Annotated in this window: 20 protein-coding genes and 1 pseudogene; 8 read left to right on the forward strand and 13 right to left on the reverse strand. The window is 46.0% G+C overall.

Annotated elements, in window-relative coordinates; translation table 11 throughout:
* Nucleotides 1-5: 5 nt before the first annotated feature.
* The 3 genes from greA to rlmN form a co-directional block, all read right to left on the reverse strand.
* The gene (gene greA / locus MNQ98_RS28385) at nucleotides 6-488 is read right to left on the reverse strand and encodes a transcription elongation factor GreA (protein WP_241931170.1); all 483 of its coding nucleotides are present in this window, start codon (nucleotides 486-488) and stop codon (nucleotides 6-8) included.
* A gap of 67 nt (nucleotides 489-555) precedes the next feature.
* Nucleotides 556-1,317: an AAC(3) family N-acetyltransferase gene (locus tag MNQ98_RS28390; protein WP_241931171.1), complete on the reverse strand. Its 762-nt coding sequence runs from the start codon at nucleotides 1,315-1,317 to the stop codon at nucleotides 556-558.
* A 109-nt stretch (nucleotides 1,318-1,426) separates the two neighbouring features.
* Complete coding sequence (gene rlmN / locus MNQ98_RS28395) at nucleotides 1,427-2,488, reverse strand: dual-specificity RNA methyltransferase RlmN (protein ID WP_241931172.1); 1,062 nt, start codon at nucleotides 2,486-2,488, stop codon at nucleotides 1,427-1,429.
* A gap of 240 nt (nucleotides 2,489-2,728) precedes the next feature.
* Here rlmN and MNQ98_RS28400 point away from each other — a divergent pair, with 240 nt between their 5' ends.
* The 3 genes from MNQ98_RS28400 to MNQ98_RS28410 all read left to right on the forward strand — a co-directional run bounded on the left by MNQ98_RS28400 (nucleotide 2,729) and on the right by MNQ98_RS28410 (nucleotide 5,839).
* Nucleotides 2,729-3,826 (forward strand): PRK06851 family protein, encoded by a 1,098-nt coding sequence (locus tag MNQ98_RS28400; protein ID WP_241931173.1) that lies wholly within the window; start codon nucleotides 2,729-2,731, stop codon nucleotides 3,824-3,826.
* Nucleotides 3,827-3,994: 168 nt separating this feature from the next.
* Complete coding sequence (locus MNQ98_RS28405; RefSeq protein ID WP_241931174.1) at nucleotides 3,995-4,669, forward strand: lysoplasmalogenase; 675 nt, start codon at nucleotides 3,995-3,997, stop codon at nucleotides 4,667-4,669.
* 342 nt (nucleotides 4,670-5,011) lie between these two features.
* Nucleotides 5,012-5,839, forward strand: coding sequence for an alpha/beta fold hydrolase (locus MNQ98_RS28410; RefSeq protein ID WP_241931175.1), 828 nt, complete (start codon nucleotides 5,012-5,014; stop codon nucleotides 5,837-5,839).
* A gap of 48 nt (nucleotides 5,840-5,887) precedes the next feature.
* Here the strand turns inward: MNQ98_RS28410 and MNQ98_RS28415 are convergent, their stop codons facing one another.
* The gene (locus tag MNQ98_RS28415; RefSeq protein WP_241931176.1) at nucleotides 5,888-7,015 is read right to left on the reverse strand and encodes an anti-sigma factor; all 1,128 of its coding nucleotides are present in this window, start codon (nucleotides 7,013-7,015) and stop codon (nucleotides 5,888-5,890) included.
* Nucleotides 7,012-7,512: a sigma-70 family RNA polymerase sigma factor gene (locus MNQ98_RS28420; protein WP_241931177.1), complete on the reverse strand. Its 501-nt coding sequence runs from the start codon at nucleotides 7,510-7,512 to the stop codon at nucleotides 7,012-7,014. Before MNQ98_RS28420 ends, MNQ98_RS28415 begins: the two co-directional genes overlap by 4 nt.
* A gap of 222 nt (nucleotides 7,513-7,734) precedes the next feature.
* Between MNQ98_RS28420 and MNQ98_RS28425 the strand changes: the two genes are divergently transcribed.
* Entirely contained in the window at nucleotides 7,735-8,823 is a 1,089-nt protein-coding gene (locus MNQ98_RS28425; RefSeq protein ID WP_241931178.1) for an alpha/beta fold hydrolase, read from the forward strand.
* 79 nt (nucleotides 8,824-8,902) lie between these two features.
* Here MNQ98_RS28425 and MNQ98_RS28430 read toward each other — a convergent pair whose 3' ends face one another.
* A complete protein-coding gene (locus tag MNQ98_RS28430) occupies nucleotides 8,903-9,991 on the reverse strand; it encodes an NAD(P)/FAD-dependent oxidoreductase (RefSeq protein ID WP_481856801.1) in 1,089 nt (362 codons plus the stop codon).
* Nucleotides 9,992-10,143: 152 nt separating this feature from the next.
* On the opposite strand from MNQ98_RS28430, the gene MNQ98_RS28435 reads away from it, so the two are divergent.
* The 4 genes from MNQ98_RS28435 to MNQ98_RS28450 are packed head-to-tail and all read left to right on the forward strand — an operon-like array spanning nucleotide 10,144 to nucleotide 13,902.
* On the forward strand, nucleotides 10,144-10,995 hold the full coding sequence (locus MNQ98_RS28435; RefSeq protein WP_241931180.1) for an ABC transporter ATP-binding protein: 852 nt from the start codon (nucleotides 10,144-10,146) through the stop codon (nucleotides 10,993-10,995).
* Complete coding sequence (locus MNQ98_RS28440; RefSeq protein ID WP_241931181.1) at nucleotides 10,943-11,878, forward strand: iron-hydroxamate ABC transporter substrate-binding protein; 936 nt, start codon at nucleotides 10,943-10,945, stop codon at nucleotides 11,876-11,878. The genes MNQ98_RS28435 and MNQ98_RS28440 overlap by 53 nt, the downstream gene beginning before the upstream one ends.
* A gap of 9 nt (nucleotides 11,879-11,887) precedes the next feature.
* Complete coding sequence (locus MNQ98_RS28445) at nucleotides 11,888-12,898, forward strand: FecCD family ABC transporter permease (RefSeq protein WP_241931182.1); 1,011 nt, start codon at nucleotides 11,888-11,890, stop codon at nucleotides 12,896-12,898.
* Nucleotides 12,895-13,902, forward strand: a complete 1,008-nt coding sequence (locus MNQ98_RS28450; protein WP_241931183.1) for a FecCD family ABC transporter permease — start codon at nucleotides 12,895-12,897, stop codon at nucleotides 13,900-13,902. The genes MNQ98_RS28445 and MNQ98_RS28450 overlap by 4 nt, the downstream gene beginning before the upstream one ends.
* A 258-nt stretch (nucleotides 13,903-14,160) precedes the next feature.
* Here the strand turns inward: MNQ98_RS28450 and MNQ98_RS28455 are convergent, their stop codons facing one another.
* From MNQ98_RS28455 to MNQ98_RS28485, 7 genes and pseudogenes are all read right to left on the reverse strand, one after another.
* Nucleotides 14,161-14,769 (reverse strand): acyl-CoA-like ligand-binding transcription factor, encoded by a 609-nt coding sequence (locus tag MNQ98_RS28455; protein ID WP_241931184.1) that lies wholly within the window; start codon nucleotides 14,767-14,769, stop codon nucleotides 14,161-14,163.
* Between the two features lie 175 nt (nucleotides 14,770-14,944).
* A complete protein-coding gene (locus MNQ98_RS28460; RefSeq protein WP_241931185.1) occupies nucleotides 14,945-15,658 on the reverse strand; it encodes an ABC transporter permease subunit in 714 nt (237 codons plus the stop codon).
* A complete protein-coding gene (locus MNQ98_RS28465; RefSeq protein WP_241931186.1) occupies nucleotides 15,651-16,580 on the reverse strand; it encodes an ABC transporter ATP-binding protein in 930 nt (309 codons plus the stop codon). Before MNQ98_RS28465 ends, MNQ98_RS28460 begins: the two co-directional genes overlap by 8 nt.
* A gap of 50 nt (nucleotides 16,581-16,630) precedes the next feature.
* Nucleotides 16,631-18,154: an MFS transporter gene (locus MNQ98_RS28470; RefSeq protein WP_241931187.1), complete on the reverse strand. Its 1,524-nt coding sequence runs from the start codon at nucleotides 18,152-18,154 to the stop codon at nucleotides 16,631-16,633.
* 212 nt (nucleotides 18,155-18,366) lie between these two features.
* Nucleotides 18,367-19,780 (reverse strand): annotated as a pseudogene (locus MNQ98_RS28475) (hypothetical protein).
* 159 nt (nucleotides 19,781-19,939) lie between these two features.
* On the reverse strand, nucleotides 19,940-20,833 hold the full coding sequence (locus MNQ98_RS28480; RefSeq protein WP_208917155.1) for a carbohydrate ABC transporter permease: 894 nt from the start codon (nucleotides 20,831-20,833) through the stop codon (nucleotides 19,940-19,942).
* Between the two features lie 12 nt (nucleotides 20,834-20,845).
* Nucleotides 20,846-21,781, reverse strand: coding sequence for an ABC transporter permease (locus tag MNQ98_RS28485; RefSeq protein ID WP_241931188.1), 936 nt, complete (start codon nucleotides 21,779-21,781; stop codon nucleotides 20,846-20,848).
* Nucleotides 21,782-21,840 lie beyond the last annotated feature (59 nt).

Consider the following 21,840-nt stretch of genomic DNA (forward strand, 5'->3'; position numbering starts at 1 on the left):
TTCGGCTAATCCGCTTTAATTTCAAGCAGCTCGTATTTAATGATCCCCATAGGAGCACTTACATGAATAACGCTTCCTACCTCTTTGCCCATCAGCTCTTTACCCAGCGGGCTTTCGTAGGATATTTTATGATCTGCAACGTCCGCCTCAGCCGGTCCAACGATTCGGTACTCAATCTTTTCAGAAAATTCAATATCATTTAAGACAACGACAGAGCCCACACTAACTTTGTCTAAGTTCAAATTGTCCGCGTCAATGACTTTGGCCTTGGTCAACATCTTTTCAAGCACGATGATTCGGGTCTCCATAAACGCCTGGTCATCTTTCGCGGAGTGATACTCACTGTTCTCCTTCAGATCACCATAACTGATAGCCAGCTTCAGGCGTTCTGCCAGCTCTTTACGTTTGGGCCCTTTCAAATTCTTCAGTTCTTCTTCCAACTTGGCGTAACCCTCGGCGGTGACAATTACCTCTTCTTCTTTAGACATTTTTACAGCTCCTATTATCTTGGTTTATTCCATTGTACCCTAAATCGGAGAACTGTGTTCATTAAGCCTACCGCTGAAGCGGCTCGTTGTCTGAAAATAGAAGTGGATTGTCCCGCAGCATCGGCGAGATAATGTCGGTTAACTTTACCGTGTCACACACCCGTACAACCGAATCTCCCCACTTCCCTTTGTACATAGCCCCTTGTTCCCCCAGCAGCTCATCCACCTTCCAAAAATATTCAGAAGAGGCTGGGCCAGCGTGTCTGCGAGAAGGTACCGGAATTTCCGTACCGTCTCCCAGCATCGTATACAGCGCCTCATGTCCCTCAGTAAGGCGACCTGGTACATCTACCCACTCCTCAATGCCATGAATGAAAGTATTCCGTCGCAAGTCCACACCCAGCAGCATAATGGTCGCCTTGCGAGCCAGAAGCTTGCCCCATACCGATTCCCGGTGACATGGCGAGTCGAATCGTTCAGCCCCTTCGGTAAATGCTGCAGCATCCTTTCCAAGAGCCGCCACGGAGTGGGTCGGATGATATGAACGGATTACTCCTGTACGCTTGCGAAACAGTTCTGGAAGAATCCCAACACAGGAAGGCGAGTGTTCCACCTCAAATTTGGGGTTATCGGCCTTGATATACGACCATGTATGGGTAGGCAGGACAAGCAATCCACCCTCCATATATTCCGATAGGGCATCTAGTACCGTTTCTGCGCCTCCTTCAACTTCACCAATACTTTTCATAGAAGAATGGACAAGAAGAGTTCCTGTCCGATCAATACCCAAGTCTTCAAGTTCTTTCAATAAACTGGATTTGGTATGCATATATGAAAGTCCTCCTTATTATGAAAGCCGGGAATGCCACGCTAGAAAAAAAGCGTACCACAAAAATCCGATACGCTTTGCTGCTTCCCCTGATGTTATTTAGAAAGCCTTACTGTGCTTTATTAATTTGTTTGCTTCTGAGCTGTCCGCAGGCAGCATCAATATCGGTTCCATGCTCAAGACGGACACTGACACTGACTCCCTGCTTTTTCAAGGTATCATAGAAGGCTGTGATCGATTCCTGTGTACTGCGCTGGTATTGACTGTGTTCATCTACCGGGTTGTATGGGATCAGGTTCACGTTCGCCAATTTCTTTCTGTTGCCCACAAGCTCTGCAAGCTCCAGCGCGTGCTCCTTCTGATCATTAACATCCTTCAGCAAAATATATTCCAGCGTAATTCTCCGGTTGGATTTCTCAAGATAGTAATCAATGGCCGGCATTAGTTTTTCCAGCGGATAAGCACGGTTGATCTTCATAATTCGGGTACGAAGCTCATTATTTGGCGCATGTAGAGAAATCGCCAGGTTTACCTGCAAATCGCTATCAGCAAATTCAATAATTTTGGGAGCCAGTCCGCTCGTTGAAACGGTTATATGTCTCGGTCCGATCGCTAAACCTTTATGGTCTTTAATAACACGAATGAAGTCAGACATATTCTCAAAATTATCAAACGGCTCACCGATTCCCATAACAACGATATGACTCACCCGCTCATCGTTGTTCGCTTCGTCTAAATGATGCTGAACCTTCATGATCTGTTCAACGATTTCTCCACTGGACAGATCACGACTCTTGCTAATAAGTCCGCTCGCACAGAAGCTGCAGCCGATGTTACAGCCAACCTGGGTGGTGACACACACGGACAATCCGAACTTATGACGCATCAGCACCGTCTCGATCAGATTGCCATCCACCAGCTTGAACAGGAATTTTACAGTACCGTCCGCAGACTCCTGCTTCGTGTGCACTTCCAGCGTCAATATAGCAAAATGATCCTCAAGAAGCTGAAGGCATTCCTCATTAACGTCCGCCATGTCCGAAAAGCTCGTGACCCGCTTCCGGTACAGCCAGTCCCATACCCGTGCTGCGCGGGACTTCTTATGTCCCCGTTCTTCAAGCCATGAAGTCAGTTGATCTAAAGTTAATCCATATATGGATGGTTTGTTCATTTATCTGTCCTTTCTTTTTACGAAAACAGTAAAATTTAAATCTTACTCCATGCATAAACTTCAACATCAATATTCTGATTATTATTGTCCCAAAATTCCATGATGAACACAAGGGTAGTTATTGACTCTTCCTTTGCCTCTGATGAAACAGAATCGTTCAGGAATACTCCGCACCTTTTTCGTCCAAAGATAATACCATGAAGTAAACCCATGACAGCAGCCTAGAAAGGTGTGATAGTTATGACTGAAGTCATCAGAAACTTCTTTGCAAGCGGCAATACGGCCCGCGGCTTTACGAGCCTTCTTCACTCTTCCCTGCAGGAAATAGAGTCTCTTTTTATCGTCGATGGTTCCCCCGGCAGCGGTAATACGAATCTCATACAGGTTATCGGAGACGAAGCGTCTCGACTCGGCTATGAGCTGTGGATCCTGCACTCTGCTTCGGATAATGATTCAATTGACGGTTGGATCGCTCCTGGTTTGAAGACCGGTATGATCACTGGCGCAGCCTTCCGGGGCATGGACGTTGATGAGACAGGAGCAGCTATCCAGTATCTTAACTTGGACGATACCTGTATTGACCTGGAAGGACTGAGCGGCTCCCAAAGTAAAATTGAAAATCTAAATCTCCAAATAAAGCAGTTCCATGAGGATGCCTACGCCGGTTTTGCGGAAGCTCTTCGTATACATGATGATTGGGAAGAACTGTATATACACAATATGGATTTTAGTGCTGCTAATGAGATGACTGACGAATATATTCAACAATTGTACGGTGAGCAAAAGCTGGAGAAACAGCACCGCGTAGACCATCGCTTCCTTGGAGCAGCAACTCCAAAAGGGGCAGTGGATTATGTCCCCGATCTCACTAACGGCTTGAAGAGGTATCTCGTAAAGGGGCGAGCCGGCTCCGGCAAATCAACCATGCTCAAGAAAATAGCAGCAGCCGGTGAGGAACGAGGGTTCGATGTGGAAATCTACCACTGCGGCTTTGATCCGAACAGTCTCGATATGGTTATTGTGAGAGAAGCCGGATTTGCGATCTTTGACAGCACCGCACCGCATGAGTACTTCCCTGACCGCCCTTCCGATGAGATCGTCGATACGTATGCGCGCTGCATTCAACCGGGAACGGATGAACAGCATGCCGAAGTTCTTAATGACTTCAAACAGCGTTATTCGGCCAAAATGAAAGAATCAATCCAGCATCTTACAAATGCCAAATCACAATTGGATCTGCTTAAAGAGATCTATGTACCTTTTGTTAATCATGACAAAGTTGAAGAGATCAAGGAGGATCTCCGACGTGAAGTTCTTGGTATAGCGCAGAAATCTTAACGATAATCAAAAAAATAACTTTCAATCGAAAAAACAGCCGTTTGAGGTACGGGATACGTCCTTCATAGCGCGGCTGTTTTTATTATGAAAAACTCAATATAAAAAGGATTCCCGGGGCATATGGTGGAAGTGTATTGCAGTACATTTTTTCGGGGGGACGTGTCTATTGTGAAAAAATATGGGTTACCTTTGATCATCCTCTTGATGAGCATTCTTTACATCTTCTTCGTTCCATCCGAACAGGTAACGATCAAAACTCTGTTCAAGCTGATTCCTATGACCTTGATTATCGGTTATGCCTACCTGCATATGCCTTATTCAAAAACACGTATACACTATATGATGCTGGCCGGATTGTTCTTCTGCATGCTGGGCGATGGTCTGATCATATGGTGGTTCGAGTTCGGACTGGCCGCATTCCTGATCGGGCATCTACTTTATATGACGGGCTTCTTCAGTCGTTGGAAGTTTTCCGTCATCCGTTTCGCCTGCATCGTGCCTATTGCGGTGTATTCTTTCTTCATCGGTAAGGAACTTATCTCTGCACTGCAATTGAACGGGCAAGAGTCTTTGATCATCCCGGTGCTGGCATACATTACTGTGATATCCTTCATGCTGTGGTCAGCTATCATGACCGGCAACCTGTGGGCAATCGCCGGAAGCATTCTGTTTGTGATCTCTGACTCGATTCTGTCCTGGAATATGTTTGTATCTGACATTTCTTATTCCGATGTGCTCATTATGACGACCTACTACAGCGCACAGTTCCTGATTGCACGGAGCATTGCAGCGTTTCAAGGTTCGAACCGATATTCTTCAGTCAGACATTTCCCTGTAAATTAATGGTTGTTAGTATACACCGTGTTATGTTACCATGGCATTAATTCATAGGAACGGAGGGTTACGTGTGGTTAACTAATTTTTCGATTGTTCACTGCGCATTGAGATAATAGCACTTGATTTGGGCTGTGCTGTGTGTGCATGTAATCGGAAAATGGTCTACCTACAGGTAACTAACCTTACTTGATGATATACAATAACGGAACCCTGAGCGGGACTTGATGTCGCTTCAAGACACATATAGCATCCTGAGATGTTCTTTTATTTGTTATCTTTTTCCGACTACTGGTGACACAGGCACTTTGCCTGTGTTTTTTATTTTTATTACCGTGGAGGGAATTATCTATGAAGAAACAACGAATTGAAAGTAACGGAATCCACATCTATACGGAAAGCTTCGGAAACAGCAGCGATCCAGCTGTTTTACTCATCATGGGAGCTCAGTCCTCCATGATTTGGTGGGAAAAAGAGTTTTGTCAACGTTTAGGCGACACAGGCCAGTTTGTGATTCGTTATGATAACCGTGATGTGGGCCGCTCTACAACGTATGAACCGGGCCATCCGGAATACACCTTCGAGGATATGGCGGATGATGCTATACACATCCTGGATGCCTACGCAATCGAAAAGGCGCATATCGTGGGCATGTCCATGGGCGGGATGCTAACCCAAATGATTGCTCTGCGTCATCCGGACAGAGTGTCCGCCATTACGCTCATAATGACTTCGAACTTTGCCTCTCATCTGCCCGAGATCGAGGAGAAGGTGATGAAGTATTTCGTCGAGAATGCCGCCATAGACTTGTCGGATAAGCAAGCGTTTATTCAATTTACGATTGGTAAGTGGAACGTGCTTACTGGTCGTAAATATCCTTTTGATGAGGAAAGAATAGCCCGACTGGCTGAGGAGGAATGGGCACACTCGGACAATGCAGCCAGCTTAAATAATCACGGACTTATTGCCGGCGGTGAATCCTATCTGGGCAGAACGGCAGAAATCAGTATTCCAACGCAAGTTATCCATGGCACGGACGATCCAATCATTCCTTATGCACATGGTGTTCACCTGGCGGATGTCATCCCTGGGGCTTCCCTAACTACACTGGAAGGGATAGGGCACGAATTACCACGGGAAGTGTGGGACACAATCATTGAGGTCATTACGAAGCATTAAGCGAAAAGAACAGCTCCGAAGTCTAACTGGACTTCGGAGCTGCTCTTTTTACCTATCCTGCCAATTCCATAAACGGGCTTCTCCCACATGAATATCTCTTACCCAGGGCTCTTTCTTGAGCTTTAACAGCTCTTTCGTCGGTCCGGTAACGACAGCTCCATAGATCTTTACACCGTTTAATTCAACATACTGCGTGACTTGTTCGATATCTAGGAACGGAACAATCCTCCGGGTAATAGATGGGTAATCTTGCATCAACCGTAGTGTTTTGATAAAGTTTTCATTTCTCAAATCACCGCTTCCATATTCCTCAACCGTCGGATAAGAGCCTCCCTGCATAACCGTTTTACCAAACCAGCCTGATTTCTCTTCCTTGTAACTCGTAATCGTTATATCATCGTGGTGCCACATCGGGTTATAAGGAAATCCAATCAGATCGTTCTCTAACCCGGCATCTACCGCAAACCAAACGGGATCCATTTTTTTGCCCTCTAACTGCTTCAATATCTCATCGGTCGTAAAAAAACGGTCCAATGATACATAGGCTTCGGCTACGGTCCCTTCCGGAAGTTTCTCTAGTGTACTCCAATCCTGCTCTATATCTTCGTAAGTTTCTTCAGGAAGCTTAAAATGATTGTTATATTGATTATCATTAGACCATATCATCTGCTGTATATTCGGTTTTCCAAACCTAAAGGACAACGAGTAATCACCAATGGTATACCTTTCGCTTCCCACCTGCTTTTTCATATCACCGGTCAGCTCAAAATTGAAGAATCCATTCGTATTACTGTTTAAGAAAACACTCACATTCGGATGAGTTACCGCGACTGCAAAAGAAGCCACATCACTATAGATTTCTCTTCGGCTGGGGTTACCCTCATTATAATAAATATAACTAAATATATTACTGGCCCATGAAACCAAAATGAATATGATCAACACACTCAAAACCGTATTAATACGCGCTTTCCATTTACCTCGCCGTATGATTTTCGCTTCAAGTCGCGACTCTGCCGGATTGTTGGTCCCGTCACGCTCCTTCCCCAGCAACTCGTCTAAATGTGCCTGATAAACTTCCATTTTCTCAAGCTCTTTCTCGATCTCCACCCGTTCCTCTTCAGACAGTTTACCTTCTTCATAATCCTGTAGCTTCCGCCGAAAATCGTCACTCATTCTGACCCACCCTTCCCTTTCTGCTGCCGAAGTTTTTGTCTCGCACGAAACAATAGTATTTTAAAATGAGACAGCCCCACCTTCATCAGATCGGCTGCTTCCTGATATGACATCTGGTGAAATTCATACAGCAAGATGGCCTGCTTCTGCTGTTCCGGCAATTCGTCGATTGCCAGCTTCAATTCGTCCCACCGCTCTTGCTCCATAACTTGTTTCTCTAACGTCTCGGGCCCAGATAATGTGTTGAAAAATCCGATATCCTGAATTATGGTGCGCTTGTTTTTCCGCTTTGCATCTATGAACGCATGATAAGCCACTCGGAACAGCCACGGCTTTACTTGATCGTCCTTGCAGTTTTCCAAGTGCAAATATGCGCGGTAAAAGGTTTCCTGCAGTATATCCTCGGCCATATGATGATCCCGGCAGAGAGAGTACAAGTAACGATAAACGTCTTTCATATATTTTTGATAGATCCGGTCCAAGTCGTCTCGTTTCATTGCCTCCCCCCTCACCCTATACACGTACTGACCCTGCCAAAAGTTACACAAAAAAACTTCATCAGCCCCAAAGAGCCAATGAAGTTTCGTTTTGTAGCTTATATAACACCGCAATTCTCAAGCAAATAAGCAAGGCCGTATGAACGATTTCACCGCTTATGCCTTGTCGCTTTAATAGGAGGTATGTATAATCGGTTGTAATTACAATAGGGAGTTATTTCCATGATACGGAACCTTTTCAAGAGAAAGCATCGGTTAATATGGATCACATTCATTTTTGCGCTCATATTGCTATGGTTCTTTCCTTCTTGGACACCTAAAATTCGCGACGAAGCGGGAAAAGTGATCTCTGGAAGTGTAGCGATTCTTGAGCGGGTTGAGCTCGGGGGAAAAAAGCAAAGTATATTAATCCGCGGCAATGACAGTACAAAGCCGGTCATTCTTTTTCTGCACGGTGGTCCTGGTTATCCGCAAATTGCGTACGCCCGCAAATACCAGAAAGAGTTGGAGAAAGATTTTATTGTAGTCAACTGGGATCAGCGTGGTGCGGGAAAGTCGTATCATTGGGGTATGACGGAAGAAGATTTACAGATTGATCGCTTGGTCGAAGACACCCATGAACTGACCGCGTATTTGCGCACGAAATTCAATCAGTCCAAAATATTCGTCGCCGGGCACTCTTGGGGCAGTCTACTGGCAACGTGGACAGTACAGAAATACCCCGGTGATTATTATGCCTACATCGGTATTGGTCAAGTTGCCCATTCACCTGAAGGCGAACAGGTATCCTATAATTTTGTCCTTCAAGAAGCCAAACGGACGAAAAATGATGAGGCTTTGAAGGAGCTGGAGTCGATCGGGTCCCCCCCCTATCAACATCCGCGTAAGGATACCACTTTGGAGCGTAAATGGGTGACAGCGTTTGGTGGATCGGAGAGAAATATCAGCTCTTATAAGGATCTGATCAAAGGGGTTTTGTTCGCCCCCGAATATACTTGGCTGGATGGCGTTCGATTAGCGATCGGGGACTCCGTATCAAGGCATGCCATTATGCCCCAAACGAAAGACGTCAATCTTTTCGAAAGCGTTCCAGAGCTGAAAGTACCGGTCTATATTATGATGGGCAGAACGGATTATATGACTCCCTCGGAGGTTGCCTACCGTTATTATGAAGAGCTTAAAGCCCCTGCCAAACAGTTTATCTGGTTTGAGGGGTCTGCTCACTTTCCACACTTTGAAGAGACCGACAAGTTTACCAAGGAAATGCTCCGAATCCAAGAGGAAATCTTGGGAGACAGCATTATCCGATAACTATAAGGAAAACAGACATGGTCTGATGAAGACCATGTCTGTTTGTTCCCTACTCTATTCACCACTTTATACATCGGCTCTAGCGCATCATCTCTTTTACGAGCTCCCGGTTACGCTGTTTAAATAAATCATTGTGTGAGGATACCATACCCGACTTGTACGCATCGGGTTGGATATACTGCTTCGCTTGGTTAACAGCGTTAGCTGCATCCTGGAAGGCACCTGCGATAAGATGCAACTTCCCGTCGTGCTTCAGAATGTCTCCTGCCGCATATAGCCCCTCAATCGATGAGGCACTATTGGCATCGCCTGCAATGTAATATTGATCCGCTATTTCAATATTAAGCTCACTGTTCTCAAGCAAGGTCTTATCCCGCTCATATCCATGATTGATAATTACTTCATCGATGGATAATGTCGTTACCTCACCCGTCTCATGATTCGTGAGCTCCACTCGCTCGATCGTTTCATGATTGGCACCAGCGATCAGCTTGGTGATCGACGTATTCAAACAACAAACTGCCGAACTGTTCATCAACTGCGCTGCTTGAGCCTCATGTCCTGCCAGTGCACTTTTTCGATAGGTCAGATAAACCTTCTTAGCAATCGGTTCAAGTTCATTGGCCCAATCGATTGCCGAGTTGCCTCCCCCTGAAATAATTACCGTTTTATCCTTAAACCGCTTTAAAGATTTCACCGTGTAATTTAGGTTAGACACTTCAAATCTTTCTGCTCCTTCGATCTCAAGCTTTTGCGGATTCAGAATCCCGCCTCCGACAGCAACGATCACCGTTTTTGAATAATGCTTCTGTCCTGAAGCGGTATGTAATACGAATATTCCGTCATCGTTCCGTGTAATCGACTCCACTTTCTCATTAAGATGCACTTCCGGATTAAAGGTTAATCCCTGCTCAATCAATTGTTCAATGAGTTTTGCTCCAGTAACCGGCGTAAGTCCACCAACATCCCAGATCATTTTTTCCGGATACACATGTATTTTACCGCCCAAATGCGGCTGATACTCAATAATTTTCGCTTTCATCTCCCGAAGCCCACTATAAAAAGCAGAGTAAAGCCCTGCAGGCCCTCCTCCGATTATCGTCACATCAAACAAATCTTGTTGTTCCACAATCGCCCACCCCCTGAAATAATTGTTAATGATTATCATTCTCAATACAATATAATCTCATTCCGCTCTTTTTACAACTAAAATTAGAGGTTGACAACATAATTGCATAACTTTAAAGTAATAAAAGTAGTGAAACTGATAATCATTATCAACAAATCCAGTCTTTAATTAATCTAAATGGAGGTTCCCTAATGACTCGCCTATATACAGAGGACTTAAGCATTGGCTATGGTGAACGTCTCATTGTGAAACGGCTTAGTGTGAAGATTCCCGACAAAAAAATCACCACGATCATCGGGGCCAATGGCTGTGGTAAATCAACACTGTTAAAAGCCATTACGCGCATTATCTCACATCAAGACGGAACGATCCTATTGGATGGAAAACATATCGCCAAAGAGGACACCAAGGCCCTAGCCAGAAAAATGGCGATTCTCCCCCAGTCACCCGAAAGTGCCAGCGGACTCACCGTCGGCGAGCTTGTATCCTACGGCCGCTTTCCATACCAGAAAGGCTTCGGTCGTTTAACGAAAAAAGATTACGAAGTCATCGACTGGGCTCTTGAGGTGACAGGAACCATAGAATTTAAGTTCCGTCCTGTAGATTCCTTGTCCGGAGGACAGCGTCAACGGGTCTGGATTGCCATGGCTTTAGCCCAGGAAACAGACATTATTTTTCTGGATGAACCCACTACCTACCTGGATTTGGCGCACCAGCTGGAAGTTCTGGAGCTGCTTCAAAAACTGAATCTGGAGCAAGAACGCACCATCGTCATGGTTTTGCATGACCTGAATCAGGCCGCCCGTTTTGCCGACTATATCATCGCTATGAAAGACGGTGAAATCGTCAAATCCGGAAGCTGCGAGGAAGTGATCCATCATGATGTGCTGCGAAAGGTGTTTCAGATTGATGCCGAAATTGGCAAGGATCCCCGAACGGGTAAACCGATGTGTATCACATACAACTTACTAAAAGGAGAAACTACACAACATGAGAAAAAAAATATACATCCCGTTCATTCTACTGTTACTGCTGGCTCTTAGTGCCTGCGGTAATCCGTCCACTAATAAAAAGGGAGCTTCTGCCCCTGCCGATAAAGAAAAAAACGAGTCATCAACCATAACATACCAATCGGAGAATGGTCCTGTTGAGGTTCCTGCTGATCCGCAGCGTGTCGTCGTGCTGTCCAGTTTTACAGGGAACGTTATGTCACTTGGCGTTAACCTTGTCGGCGTGGATTCCTGGTCCAAGAAAAATCCTCGCTTTGAACCACAACTAAAAGATGTTCCGGAAGTGAGCGATGAAAGCCTTGAGAAAATCATCGAGCTCGATCCCGATCTGATCATTGGTCTGTCCAGTATTAACAATGTTGATAAATTAAAAGAAATTGCACCGACCGTAACGTACACCTACGGTAAAGTAGACTACCTGACACAGCATCTGGAAATTGGTAAATTGCTCAACAAAGAGAAGGAAGCTGCTGCATGGGTAGATGACTTTAAGAAACGTGCGGCGAAAGTCGGAGAAGACATCAAAGCTAAAATCGGTCCGGACAAGACCGTATCCGTTATCGAAAATTTCGATAAACAACTATACGTCTACGGCGACAATTGGGGCCGCGGTACTGAAATTCTGTTCCAGGAAATGAAGCTGAACATGCCGAATAAGGTAAAAGAAACGGCGCTCGAAGCTGGCTATTATGCCCTATCTTCAGAAGTTCTCCCGGAATTCGCAGGTGATTACGTCATTCTGAGTAAAGACCCAGGTCAGGATAACTCCTTCCAGGAAACCGAAACGTACAAGAACATTCCCGCTGTGAAGAACAATCAAGTGTTTGAGGTCAATATGAATGAATTCTACTTCAATGATCCGCTTACGCTCGACTTCCAGCTGGACTTCTTTAAAAAATCATTTCTTGGTAGCTGATGAACGATCATGAGTACTGAAACTAAACGTACCATTCCATTTGTTTATAAGCTGTTAGCCGGTGTAGCAGTGTTTGTTGCCATGTTTATCGTCGCCATGCTATTTGGAGCAGCCGATACGACCATAAACGATGTATGGCTGGCACTAACCTCGAATGCCCACGGAGATAAGATTACGATCCTCCGAGAAATCCGGCTGCCCCGTGAAATGGCCGCCGTCTTTGTTGGTGCCGCGTTGGCGGTTTCGGGTGCTGTTATGCAAGGCATGACCCGTAACCCATTGGCTGATCCCGGTCTACTTGGGCTCACGGCCGGTGCCAATGCGGCACTGGCTATAACGATGGCATGGATGCCTTCTGTGAATTACTTCGGCATTATGATTGCCTGTTTCATCGGTGCTGCTGTCGGTTCCTTCATGGTGTTCAGTTTAGGCGCAATCAAAAAAGGCGGCTTCTCTCCTCTTCGTCTTGTTCTGGCAGGAGCTGCCGTATCCGCGTTCTTGTACGCGATCGCTGAAGGCGTCGGCATCTATTTCAAAATATCCAAAGATGTCTCCATGTGGACAGCCGGAGGTATGATCGGTACCACCTGGAGCCAGCTTCAGATTATTGTCCCTGTCATCGTACTCGGCATTATCATTGCCCTCCTCCTCTCAAGACAGCTTACAATTCTTAGTCTAAGCGAAGAGGTCGCCGTAGGCTTGGGACAAAAGACGGTGCGTATCAAAGCCATTCTGTTTATTGTCACGATTTTGCTTGCTGGTGCATCGGTTGCCCTCGTCGGGAACATGGCATTCATCGGACTGATGATTCCCCATATTGTTAGAGCGGTTGTCGGAACGGATTACCGGTTTATCATACCGATGTCGGCAATCTCCGGCGCAACCTTTATGCTGTTTGCTGATACGCTCGGACGTACCCTCAATGCTCCGTTCGAAACTCCAGTGGCGGCTATCGTGGCGATGATGGGCTTGCCTTTCTTCCTGATAATCGTTCGTAAAGGAGGAAAAGCATTCTCATGATCCATCCAGCACTTATAAAAAAACGACGGTTGATTCTCATCGGATTGGCTGCGCTTATTGTTGTAACAGCCGTCATCAGCATGGGGATGGGCTACTCCTCCTTGTCCTATGACAGGCTGATCCCGACTCTGTTCGGTCAGGGGACGTTTAAAGAAAACTTTGTGCTATTCTCTATTCGTTTACCACGATTGCTAATTACCCTGCTCGCAGGAATGGCGCTGGCGTTATCCGGTGCTATTTTGCAAGGAATCACACGTAATGATCTCGCAGACCCGGGGATCATCGGCATTAACTCGGGTGCGGGTGTAGCGATCGCCATATTCTTTCTGTTCTTTCCTATTGAGGCTGGCTCATTCGTGTATATACTTCCTTTGGTCGCATTCCTCGGTGCATTGATTACAGCATTTCTGATCTACGCGCTGTCGTACAACCGTATTTCAGGCCTGCAGCCGACAAGATTAGTACTGATTGGTGTTGGTTTTTCGATGGCTCTGTCGGGTGTGATGATTGTCATCACTTCGTCCGCAGAGCGTTCCAAAGTCGATTTTATCGCAAAATGGATCGCCGGAAACATATGGGGCTCGGACTGGCCATTTATATGGGCTATTCTCCCTTGGCTGATCATTCTCATACCATTTACGCTGTACAAGGCGAATCGGTTGAATCTACTGGGGCTCAGCGAACCAGTCGCTGTCGGCGTTGGGGTATCCATTGAAAAAGAACGTCTTGTTCTGCTCCTGACGGCCGTGGCACTTGCCGCTTCCGGGGTTTCGGTAACAGGCGGAATCGCCTTTATCGGACTCATGGCTCCGCACATCGCGAAAGCGTTGGTCGGACCACGAAACCAGATGTTTATCCCTGTCGCTATTTTGGTCGGCGGATGGCTGTTGATGTTCGCTGACACAATTGGACGCAATCTGGTTGATCCTGATGGCATTCCGGCGGGGATTATGGTCGCGCTGATCGGTGGACCTTACTTTATGTATTTGTTGCTGAAAAAATAGATTGACAGCGGTGTCCAAAAAAAGTTAAAAATCCCTTGAGCCTGACGCTCAAGGGATTTTTTCTACGGCTTTACGCAAGGGTCTACATGATTGACCGACACCTTGCTTATTTCGAAATATCAACGAACCCTTCACCGAACACGTCTCATGAAAAAAAGCACCCGACGAATGCGCGGTGCTCCCTTCTGATTCCGTAACAAGTATTCTTCTCCATAACGTTTTGAGACGGATGTCCCTATGAAAATCTCATCGTGTATGTTACTCTCCCGGCAATGGCAGACCTGCCTCCAGTTGGCCTAAGGCCGTATCTAACAATTGCTTGAAGTCAGCATCCGGGTATTCTGCATAATGTAGCATGACTGAAATGTTCACACCGATGACCGCCCCGGCAAAAGTACGAACTGCCGTATCGTCCGGCGAACAGCCGATACGCTTGGCCACCATCTCCGAAATCAACTTCATCGTCTCGGTCATGTTGTTCAAGGTTGCCGCCCTGAGCTCGGGAATGCTCATAATCAGTTGATCTCGTTCCCGCACCGTGGTCAGCTCACCGTCCGACAGTTCTTCCACTCCCGAGGTCATCGCTTGACGGACAGCTTGAATCGGACTCAAATCTGAAGGTTGAGCTTCAAAAGCAGCGATAAGAAGGGAATCATAATTATCAGTAGTGACTACCTCTTCTTTGGTTGAAAAATATCGAAAAAAAGTACTCGGAGATATTTCCGCAGCCTCAGCAATTTGTTCGACGGTAGTTTCGTGGTAGCCTAGTTCTCTAAAAAGACGCAACGCATGCATCTGAACTGCCGCCATGGTTTTGGCTTTTTTGCGTTCTCGCAACCCAATGGTTTTTTTGTTATTTGATGACACGCTGCTCACTCCCCAATGGTATTTTGCTCGAACTCTATTTTTTCGATCCAATGAACCGTCTCATAATCAATCAAAGGTAAGTTTAGCATGATTATGAAATAATGAGAAGTTAGCATACTCTAGTATGATCATTCAACTATTCTTGTATCATCGCATTATTTTTTCACCGCGAATATCACAAGTCCCTTTGAACAATACCGGCCCATCCTGCACAGCTCCCCGCTGCAAACAGCCCCAATGCGCCGAACACTGATGCGATAGGCAGCCCCTCTCCCTCACTAATAGCTGCTGCATCAAACAAATTAAACAAGTTAGCCTTTGCCAGCCACATAAAACTATCATTCAGGCCAGAGATTATATTTAATAAAAACATAATTGATACTATTCCAATCCCAATCGACAAAGCTCCGCGTTCAGAGTTCAGCCATGGAGATAATGCAAATCCGATTCCCATAAATGTTAGTGAGGTCAATAATCCTGCCAACATAACGTTCGTTACTGCCCAAGGCGCATTCAGCATGCCGATAAATCTCCCTATCAACAAGACAATTCCTGTCGATACAACAGCAATAACAATCACTTGATAAATATGCGCGAGCCATTTAGCCCAATAAATAGAGGTTCGGCTATACGGAAGTGTAAATAAGAACTCCGCTGTATGACGATCTCGCTCTTTGACAATGGAGCCAATTGCCCAGCTCATAGAGAAAAAACCAAGGAGAAGTAAAAAAAACGTGAATGGCTGCCCGGATACCCATCCTTCAAAAGTAGTGAGGTTTTCGGACTTGGAGGCTACCGCGGGGATGGCTTGGAGAAGCCCTACGACTAATAAAGCAATCCAGAAGCTTCTTTTGTTTTGGTTAAACTCATAACGCATCATTTTATTCATGTCCGAGCCCCCCATCTGACCCATTAACTCCCAAAACATACTCGCTCATAAATTTTTCCTCAAGCGACGTTCTCTGCACGCTCAAATCCTTAACTGGCATTTTGGACAGTACAGCAAGAAGAGAACGAAGTTCCTTATCCTGAACACGGAATCGGTAAATACCGTTTTCACATCTGGTATTCGGATCAATTTTATACAGTTCCTGCAGCTGACCGCGTTCATCTATTTCAGAAAAAGAAACCTCGATGAAATGGTCGCCCGCAGCGGAAATCTCTGATACCGTTGATACTTGTATTAAGCGCCCGTCTCGGATAATGGCAACATGGTCACATAATTTTTCAACTTCAGTCAGTATATGAGTTGAGAAAAACACAGTCGTTCCTTTTAACTCATTCCATTCACGGAGTATTTGGAAAAATTGTTGCTGCACGAGTGGATCCAATCCCGAGGTTGGTTCATCTAGAATTAGTAATTCCGGATTATGAATAAGCGCAAGTAGAATGCCGAGTTTCTTTCGATTTCCCAATGAATAGGATTTGATTTTCTGATTCCCATTCCATTGAAGTCTTTCTGCATAATCATGAATCGGCGACTTTTTTAAATTCATTCCGTGTACGTTTGCCGTGAAGTTCAGGACTTGATTGCCTGTCATATCTGGATAAAGCCGAACCTCGGAGGGGAGATAACCTATTTTTCTGCGCAGTCGCGGATCGTCGCCGTTGACACGATGTCCCAAGATAAATATCTCTCCTGATGTAGGAGCAATCAATTGCAAAAGCAGTCGTATCGTCGTCGATTTCCCAGCCCCGTTAGGCCCGATAAACCCGAAGATTTCGCCTCGCTCTACCTTTAGATTCAGATCAATCACACCACGCTTGCCGCTGTATGTTTTATACAGATTCCGGAGAAGAATGGCAGACATACTACACCACCTTATTAGTGATTTTACTTTACTTTACGTAACAAACTTGCTTATTCCCCACTCACATTTTGATTCAACTCTGGCGTTCTGTTGGAGTTTGTCTTCTTTTGTATAAAAATTACTGTTAGCAGTAGTCCTAGAACCGCGACTCCTCCGCATACCCACAGCATCATTTCCATTCCAGCAACGAAGGAAGCGCGTACTGAGTTTAATAAAGCTGCCGATTCGATTTTCTGTGCCACGGCTGCTCCAGCGGATACGCTGCGCTGCACGACTTCTGCAACATCTCCCGGCAAACCGCTCAAATCAAGATTATTCCGATAGTACGTGCTGAGAACGGTCCCTAATATAGCAACCCCCATCGTCCCCCCAACTTGACGTAGTGCCATAATTAAAGCCGAACCTACGCCGCTGCGTTCCGCCGATAGCGGCGACATCGCGACGTCCATTGCCGCAGGCAAGGCCAATCCAATCCCAAAACCAACTACAGTGACCCATATTAAGGAAAATCCGTATCCGCTATCTATACCCGTATTGGCTCCAATAGCTAAGCCGGCAAACAGTATTAAGAAACCAAGTGCCATGGTAGCCCGGGTACCAAACTTCGATTGAAGTTTATCGGATATAGGGGCACCAATCAGAAGGCCTAAAACTAATGGCAGCAAGCGTAATCCGGAATGTAACGCATCAACCCCTTGAACCGCTTGGAAATATTGAGGTGTAACGAACAATACTCCAAACAAGGCAAAGGATATGACAGTGGCCAGTATTGAACCCCATGTAAATTTGGATGAGCGAAATAATGATGGATCAATAAGCGGTTGCTTGACACGTTTTTCCCATAACATGAAAATTACTAAGCACAATATCCCGCCAATCATAGTAGATAATGCTGTAACGTCTCCCCAGCCATTTTCGCCAACTTCAATGACTCCGTATGTAAAGCTGACCAATCCAAGGCTTGAAGAAAGGATACCTATCGTATCCACTTTTTGCTTAATTTCGCTGCGCGTTTCAGGCAACAAGATAGAAACGGAGAATAAAGCAATGATGACTAGTGGGACATTGATCAGGAAAATTGAACCCCACCAATAGTTATTCAGCAACCAGCCTCCCACAATCGGCCCCAGAGGAATACCGAGCGCGTTCGCCATCATCCATACGCCTATTGCTTTAGGACGTTCTTCCTCAGAGAACAACACCGGTATGATCGACATTGACAAAGGTACCAGAAATGCAGCACCAAGTCCCAGAACTGCGCGTCCAGCAATCAGCTCCCAGGTTGTACTAGCGTAAGCACATACTGCAGAAGCCACCCCAAACACGAGCAAGCCAGTAATAAGCATCTTCTTTCTTCCCAATCGATCACCTAGCAAGCCTGCTGGCAAGAGCATAGCAGCAAATATTAGGTTATACGCATCCGCAAACCACTGCAGATCCCCATTCGTTGCATGCAAATCCGTAGCAAGAATAGGCAGGGCGAGGTTAAGAATTGTCATATCTAGTCCGACCGCAATGATTCCCACTGCAAGAGCACCCAACACCCACCATCTTCGATTCCCTTGATTAATCATGAGAGTTACCGCCTTTCAATATCAATAATGAGAGTTTATTTCATTTGAAAGTCACTGTCAAATTATTTTTTGTTAATTCCTGGTTCTTTTAAAGCATCTGACAACGACCTCCTCCCATCCGTGCGGCAATCGACAAGGTTACTCTCTTCAGCCATTGCATCGCCCAGACAACGCAAAAAAACCCGGGAACACTTCCCGGGCAGATCCCTGACTTATAAAAGAAATATAGCTACCACAGTCGTCACAGTCAAACCGATCAATACCGGCTTCAAGTTCCGCCGCGCTAGCTCAAACGGACTCACACCGCAAATGGCGGCGGCCGGAATAAGAGCCCACGGGATGAGCGTTCCGCCGCCCACCCAGATCGCTGCTACTTGACCGAGCGCCGTTAAGGTTGCCGCACTCGAGTGGGTTGCCACGGCAAACAGCTGCGCGATCGATCCTGCAAGCGAGATGCCGGAAAAGCCCGACCCATCCAATCCCGTAATCGCTCCGGTAATTGTCAGAGTTACGGCGCCTACCGTTCCATTCATTGGCACGCTGCCAGCCAGAGCCACGCCAAGGTCGTTCACAATGCCATGAGAAGACTCCGGCAGCACTTTGCCGAATAGATCTGTGAATGCCGAATCGCCCAGATAGAAAAAGGCCGCAATCGGAATAACCGGTCCGAACACTTTAAATCCAAAAACAAATCCATCAATCAGATAGGATGTGATCTTCTCTAGACCTTGATTGCGATGTGCAAGCAAAGTTACGACAATCAGAATAAACACGGCTGTACCACCAACGAGTGCCGTAGCATCTCCGCCCTGCAGTTTTAGTGAGAACATTGCAGCTACATCAACGAGGAACAGCAGCGGTATGATGACCGCTAGCCATTGTCTTACCCGGGGGTGGATCACAGCCCGCTCCTCATCCCCGTCCCTGTCGGATAAAGCACTCGCGGCACTTTTTCCCGATATGAGGCCGTCTCTCCAAGAACCATTCTTCATATCCCTCCGCATGAACCAAAACGCGGTTACGGTCGTCACAAGCCCCATGACAATAACTAGAGGGATGCTCGCCTCCATTACGCTGCTTACCGGGATACCAGCGGCATCCGCCGTAAGTTTCGGTGCGCCTTGAATAATGTAATCGCCCGAAAGCGCAATTCCGTGACCGAACAGGTTCATCGCAATAGCCGCGCCAAGTGCAGACAGTCCGACTCGGGCTGCCACCGGCAGCAGAACAGCACCGATCAGCGCCACCGCCGGAGACGGCCAGAAGAAAAATGATGTGATCATCATGATGATACCAATACCCCAGTATGCCATTGCAGGTGTTCGCAGGAAGCGGGTCAGCGGTGACACCATCGTCTCATTAATGCCCGTAAGGATGAGAACCCGGCTCATGGCTACAATGATCGAGATGATCATAATGGTTCCCATCAGCTCTTTTGTCGCATAAATAAAGGAATTGAATATACCGGATATCGATCCGGCCAGCGTCTCGGTCGCCAGCACCCCCCAGCACAAAAATACCAGCCTCGCATATCATCGTTGTATCCCGCCGCCGGATCAGCAGCGCCATAATAAACACGATAAACGCCAGATATACATAATGAATTGCCGTCAAATGAATGCCCACCCGCGGGACCCCACCCTTCCCGAAACCTCCAAAAGTTGTGTTATATGCTATGCATGGGCCTGGGCAAGTGTTCTGGGGCACGAAAAAACACCATTCTATTTCCCATCACAGGAAAAAAGAATGGTGTCTTTCATGGAACACAGAACGAGCGTATGATACTTAACCTTTGATAGCACCAATCATGATCCCTTTTTCAAAATACTTGGACACGACCGGATAGAAAAGGAGTACCGGAATACTGGATACAATAACCACAGCATACTTGATTGACTGCTTGATCATATTGACCTCGCTTTGGTTGCTGGTCATGATCGCCTGATTGGCCACATCGCCCATCTGGTTCTGTACGAGGATTTCCCTCAAAATCAGCTGCAACGGGAACAAGTCACGATCCGACAAATAAATCATGGCATCGAAATAACCGTTCCATCTGCCCACGCCATAGAACATCATCATTACCGCAATAATTGGCGTTGAAAGTGGCAATACAACCTTGATCAGCAGCTGCATATCGGTAGCTCCGTCAATAAATGCACTTTCCTCCAGCTCTACGGGAATGTTCTGCTGGAAGTAGGTACGCATAATAATCATGTTGTATACGCTGACTGCACCCGGCAGAATCATAACCCACATGGTGTTAATAATGCCCAATTGTTGGTTAACCAAATACGTAGGAATCAGACCGCCGGAGAAGAACATCGTGAACGTAAACAAGATCGTAATAAAATTCCGTCCCCGAAAATCCCGCCGGGATAACGGGTATGCCGCCAGCGTTGTCATCATGACGTTAACGGCTGTTCCCAGCCCGGTGTAGATCACAGCATTTTTGAAGCCCATCCATATATCCGGGTTATCAAACACCCGTTTATATCCTTCTAATGTAAAGCCTCGAGGCCAGAGCAATAAGGCATTGTCGAATATTTGACGGGGATCACTGAGCGATGCAAACACAACAAACAATAATGGATACAAAATAATCAGTGTAATGATTCCAATCACTGATATGTTGATCCAATTAAAAATTTTGTCTTCTCTAGATAGAAATAACTGCATAGTTGCCCCTCCTTACCACAGGCTTGTCTCACTAAATTTCTGAGCGAATTTATTCACCAGATACAGAACGATAAAGTTAATGATATTGTTAAAAAAGCCCACAGCAGCTGAGAAGCTGTATTCCGCATTCAAAATACCCGCTTTATACGTATATGTTGACAAAACCTCAGATGTAGCAAGGTTTGCATCATTCTGCATTAACAGTACCTTTTCGAATCCGACTGACATGACGGACCCTGTGGCTAAGATGGCGCAGATCACAATGGTCGGCATGATCGCCGGAATCGTAATGTGGCGAATGCACTGCATTCGGGATGCACCTTCAAGATAAGCAGCTTCATATTGGTCTTGCGGAATGCCGGACATCGCGGCGGTATAGATCAAGGTCCCCCAACCGACCGTCTGCCAAATACCAGACCAGACAAAAACGTGTGGAAACAACTTCGGATCGCCGATAAAATCAATTGGCGTGCCGCCGAAATACTCAATTATGGCATTAATAACACCGTCGACCGGAGACGTAAAAAACGTAACCATACCAACAATGATAACAATCGAAATAAAGTTAGGAATGTAGGAAATGGTCTGTACGAGAGACTTATACTTCTTACTGCGAAGCTCATTAAACATGACAGCTAATATAATCGGCAGCGGAATGCCAACAAGGAGGCTGTACATACTGATTCGCAGGGTGTTGATAATAACATCCCAGAAATAGAAGGCGTTAAAAAATCTTTCGAAATGGGCAAAGCCCACCCACGGACTATCCATAATTCCGAGTGCTGGAGAGTAGTCTTTAAACGAAATAATAATCCCGTACATCGGGATGTAGTTCCATATAATCAAGGAGGTTAGTGGCAGAAGCATCATGATATACAACCATTTATGCTTCCGAAATGAATTGCGTTTCGGCTTAAGAAGATTTTTCTTGTGAAGTGAAGATTCCATAGTTTTCCCCTCTCCTTAAAATTTGGGGAGATTCCCTAAGAATCTCCCCAAACAACAGA

It is taken from the genome of Paenibacillus sp. N3/727, from assembly GCF_022637315.1.
GTDB classification, from domain to species: domain Bacteria; phylum Bacillota; class Bacilli; order Paenibacillales; family Paenibacillaceae; genus Paenibacillus_AQ; species Paenibacillus_AQ uliginis.